Annotated in this window: 4 protein-coding genes; 3 read left to right on the top strand and 1 reads right to left on the bottom strand. The window is 70.2% G+C overall.

The genetic code is table 11. The annotated features are described in order from the left end of the window. Nucleotides 1-210: 210 nt before the first annotated feature. Together VN520_RS32200 and VN520_RS32195 are read left to right on the top strand one after the other, a co-directional pair. The gene (locus tag VN520_RS32200) at nt 211-1,011 is read left to right on the top strand and encodes a peptidoglycan DD-metalloendopeptidase family protein (RefSeq protein WP_325750467.1); all 801 of its coding nucleotides are present in this window, start codon (nt 211-213) and stop codon (nt 1,009-1,011) included. A 189-nt stretch (nt 1,012-1,200) separates the two neighbouring features. After that, nucleotides 1,201-2,190: a winged helix-turn-helix domain-containing protein gene (locus VN520_RS32195; RefSeq protein ID WP_325750466.1), complete on the top strand. Its 990-nt coding sequence runs from the start codon at nt 1,201-1,203 to the stop codon at nt 2,188-2,190. Between the two features lie 160 nt (nt 2,191-2,350). Here VN520_RS32195 and VN520_RS32190 read toward each other — a convergent pair whose 3' ends face one another. After that, on the bottom strand, nt 2,351-2,887 hold the full coding sequence (locus VN520_RS32190; protein WP_325750465.1) for an NUDIX hydrolase family protein: 537 nt from the start codon (nt 2,885-2,887) through the stop codon (nt 2,351-2,353). A 771-nt stretch (nt 2,888-3,658) separates the two neighbouring features. On the opposite strand from VN520_RS32190, the gene VN520_RS32185 reads away from it, so the two are divergent. Continuing rightward, complete coding sequence (locus tag VN520_RS32185) at nt 3,659-4,399, top strand: DUF899 family protein (protein ID WP_325750464.1); 741 nt, start codon at nt 3,659-3,661, stop codon at nt 4,397-4,399. Nucleotides 4,400-4,516: the final 117 nt, after the last annotated feature.

The following is a 4,516-nucleotide window of genomic DNA, read 5'->3' as shown; positions in this document are numbered from 1 at the left end:
CACGGACGCACCTGGGCCGGCGGCCTGGTGACACTGTGGCACGTGAAGGCCACGGTGGTGGCGGCCCCGCGGGAGGCGCAAGCAATTCGTCCCTGGTCGAAGGAGTCCGGCGCACGCTTGCCAGCGGTACGGGCCCTCGCTACGTTCCCGACGTCCCACCGCGCCCCGGCCCGGCTCCGTCTGGGCCGCCTCCCCTACCTAGGAGCATTCGTGAGGTTCCTCAGACGCCTTCCCGCTCTGTTCGTCGCCGCTTTGACGGCCCTGGCCGGACTGTCGGTCGCCCCGGCACAGGCGGGGGAGGCCGGTGCGACGGCCGCGCCGTTCTTCAAGGCGCCCTACCCCTGCGGCCAGCGCTGGACGTACAGCCACCACTCGGCCGAAGTGCGCCGGGCGCTGGACTTCGTGCGCTCCGACGGCGGTCCGACGGCAGGCACCCCGGTGCTCGCCTCGGCAGCCGGCACGGCGACCCGTCACTCGCAACCGAGCGGGGCCGGCAACTACGTGGCCATCGACCACGGCGGCGGCTGGAAGACGTACTACTTCCACCTCTCCGCCTACTCCGTCCCCAGCGGTGCGTCCGTCGCCCAGGGGCAGCAGATCGGCGTCACCGGCAGCACCGGCAACTCCTCCGGTGCACACATCCACTACGAGCAACTACTCAACGGGGTGGGCCAGAACATCGTCATCAACGGCGCCGGCCTCTCCTACCCCGGCAGCTACAACCAGGCGTACCTGACCAGCGACAACGGCTGCGGCGGCAGTGGTCTCCCGTTCAACACGTGGGGCAGCGGGGTGAATGTCCGTTCCGACGCCCGCGTCAGCGCGCCCGTCGTCACCACCCTCGCCGGCCCGACGGCTGTGCGCGTGCTGTGCCAGAAGCAGGGCGACACCGTCAACGCCGAGGGATACAGCAACAACTGGTGGAGCAAGCTGCGTGACCAGAACGGTTTCATCAGCAACATCTACATCGATCACCCGGACGCGAAGCTGCCCGGCGTTCCGCTCTGCTGAGCCGCCGCAGTGGCTCATCGGTGGTCCGGCCGACGCGCAGTTCCGGCCGGACCGCCGCACATTCCGGCCGGACTGCCGCCGGACCACAACAGAAATCTGGCATGCATGCGTCATTTCTGTGATGCGCGTAGAGTTTCGCTGGACGGGCGTCACCGGCGCCCGTGACCACCGGGGGTGCGCGTGCTACGGGTGGACTTCACGAGCCAGGAACTGGCCCGCTTACGCGTCGCGTCCAGCGTGGACCCGCTCTGGGAGACCGCGCTGAGTCTGCACCTCCTGCAGAACCGCCAAGCGCCGCTCGCATTCGGGACATGGCGCCGGGAGGTGGTCGCGGCCCTGCGGCGGTCCGGCCTCGTGCCCGTGACACGCGCACTGACGCGACTCTGCCCGGACGGCTCCTACTTCCCGGACTTCCTCACGCCCGGCCGCGGGGACACGGACCTGGAGACCGGGCTCGACCGGCTGCTCTCCACGCCTCGGCGCCGCCTCCGTGCAGAGATCGTCCGGCTCCACGCTCACACGGCAGGCCCTGTCCCGGTCGGCCTGCGCACACTGGCCGACGGGTGCCCCAGGGCGCTGCACCACCTGGGAACGGCCCTGCGCGCCTACCATCAGGTCGCCGTCGAGCCCTACCTGACCGCGATGCGCGCGCAGGCGGCAGCCGACCGGACCGTACGCGCCCAAGCCGTCCTCAACCACGGCGCGGAGGGCCTGCTCACCGGGTACGACCAACTGCCCGGATGGCGCTGCCGGGAGGGGAGGCTGCGCGCCCCGTACCCCGTCGAGCGTGAACTGAGCCTGCGGGGCAGGACGCTGACGCTCGTTCCGGCCTTCTTCTGCGTACGCGCCCCGCTCGCCCTTGTCGACGAGGAACTGCCGCCGGTCCTCGTCCACCCGCTCTCGCCCGCGCCCGGCTGGCTCGAACGCAACCGCTCCGGCGGGGACGCCCCGGTGGCGCAGCTCATCGGCGCCTCCCGTGCCGAACTCCTCCGGATGCTGGACCGCCCGATGACCACGATGGACATCGCCGCGGCGCTGCGCCTCGCGCCGTCGACAGCCAGCCGGCACGCCACCGTGCTCCGCGAGGCGGGACTGCTGCTCTCCCAGCGTCAGGGCGTGCGGGTGCTCCACCATCGGACGGAGCTCGGCCGGGCGGTGCTGGAGGGCGTTCCGAAGTGAGCCGCAGTGCAGACGCTCCAGGACCCGGCGCGGGCGGGGGAGGGGGGCACGGCCGCCCGGCCGGGGAGACCGTGCCCGATCCGTTCTCCGGACCTCAGGCAGGCCCCCTCCGGCCGAGGCGGACGGGCCTCGGGTGAAGTGCCCGTCACCCCGAGGTCCTTCAGTAGGTGTGTCCCATGTGGGCCAGAGCCTGCTTCAGGAGCACTCCGTGGCCGCCCGGCATTTCGCTCTGCACAGCCGGTGAGGCCGCCTCCTGCGGGCTGAACCAGACCAGGTCCAGTGCGTCCTGCCGCGGGCGGCAATCTCCCGTCACCGGCACGACGTATGCGAGGGACACCGCGTGCTGGCGCGGATCGTGGAAGGGGGTGACGCCCGTGGTGGGGAAGTATTCGGCAACGGTGAAGGGCTGCAGCGAGGCCGGGATACGCGGCAGGGCCACCGAACCGAGATCCTTCTCCAGATGACGAAGCAGGGCGTCACGGACTCGCTCGTGGTGCAGGACGCGGCCGGATACGAGGGCGCGGCTGATGGTTCCGTCGGTGCCGATCCGGAGGAGCAGCCCGATGCTGGTGACATCGCCGCTCTCGTCCACCCGTACAGGGACGGCCTCGACGTACAGGACAGGCATCCGGGCCCTGGCCATGTCCAGTTCGTCCGTGGTGAGCCAGCCGGGAGTGGTTTCCGTCATGTCAGACATCGCTTGATCATACTTACCCGGCTGGGATTCCGGCCGCATGTCCGGCGCAGTCCGCTCGTCTTCTGCGGATGAGGCGCGCGGAGCTGGGGAGGGCAGGTCCCGGGGAACCCGTCGGCGCTGAAACAGCCCCGGCCGCCCGGGGCATGCCGCCGATGCCGGAATCCTGGACGACCGGGCCGGCGCCGTACGCCGAGCCCGGGACAGAGGGTGACGACGTGGTTCACCGTCACCTTCGACGGGCGGCCGGCGGCCGATCCATCACGGCTGGAGCTGCGGGCGGTGCCCCGGGCTGTGAGGAGTCGGCGAGAACCGCGGCCGAATCCGCTCCGGGGCCGGCCTTCGACGACCTGCCGGTGGTGACCTGCCGGTGACGTCCGGCCGTCGTGACGGGAGATCCGCTGATCGAACGGCTCCGGCACCATCAGCGCTGCCGGGATCTCCGACGTCACCACCGGGCAGATCCGCGTGGAGCACGCGCCCTCACCCTGCGCGGCCGGGTCGGCGAACAGGCCGAACCTCCAGGTGGCACTTCTCGTTCGCTGACCGCTTGGTCAGGAGAAAGTGACGGTGCGCGAACCCGGTTCACGCGTTCGCTCCACCACCACGAGCCAAATGGCTGGTCCACGGTATCCAACAGCCGCAGCCAGGTGCGTCCGGTGATCTGCTGGGGCAGTTCTTGGCCGTGGAACCGCAGATGGCCGTCAAAGGCTCATCCCACCGTGCGTGGTGGTCAGCGCGGTGGGCATCTGCAACGACCGTATGGAGGGGCTCATGAAAGACCGAGGACCCGGCCCGGCCCTCCCGCCTGTGGTGGACAGAAGGACCTGGCAGGAGGCACGGAACGAGCTGTTGGCACGGGAGAAGGCGCATACCCGCGAAGGGGACGCGATCGCGGCGGCGCGGAGGCGGCTGCCGATGGTGGAGGTCGACGCCACGATCGAGGTGATCGGTCCTGACGGACCGGTCACGATCCTCGACGTCTTCGAAGGCCGCAGACAGCTGATCGCGTACTTCCATGCCTGGTGGCCCGGTCGGCCCGCCGCGGAGCAGTGCGAGGGCTGCACGTTCTTCAACTGCCAGGTCCGCGAGCTGTCCTACATCCATTCCCGCGACGCCACGTACGCCACGCTCTGCAAGGGCCCGTACGAGGCCGGCGTCCGCTACCGGGACTTCCTGGGCCTGGACATGCCGTGGTACTCGGCCGAGAAGACGGCGGCGCAGCTGCTGGAGGGCCGTGACTGGCAGCGTCACCACCTTGTCTGCTATGTCCGCGATGGCGAACGGGTTTTCGAGACGTACTGCACCGGCGGCCGCGGCGTCGAGGTCATGACTCCCACCCACGGGCTGCTGGACATGACCGTCTACGGACGCCAGGAGGCGTGGGAGAACTCCCCCAACGGCTGGCCCCAGCCCTGGTACTCCGCCGAGAACCCCGAGGTGTGGCGCACGAACGGACGCCCCATTGCCCAGTGGTCCCGTATCGAAGCCGGCCGTTCCGACGAGCTGGGCTGAGGATCGGCCGAGCAGCAACAGAGCTCAGCCCACCGTCGCCGGTACGGCCTGCACCTTTTACCAGGAACATGCCGATGCCGTACTGGCCACTACCGAGGCGCTGTCAGAACCCGGGTT

The organism is Streptomyces sp. (assembly GCF_035563135.1).
Classification (GTDB): Bacteria; Actinomycetota; Actinomycetes; order Streptomycetales; family Streptomycetaceae; genus Streptomyces.
This window is presented reverse-complemented; position numbering and strand designations above follow the sequence as displayed.

What these genes read in the sequence shown, in the direction of transcription:
- VN520_RS32190 (WP_325750465.1), bottom strand. Translation starts at nt 2,887, where the DNA reads ATGTCTGACATGACGGAAACCACTCCCGGCTGGCTCACCACGGACGAA.
- VN520_RS32185 (WP_325750464.1), top strand. Translation starts at nt 3,659, where the DNA reads ATGAAAGACCGAGGACCCGGCCCGGCCCTCCCGCCTGTGGTGGACAGA.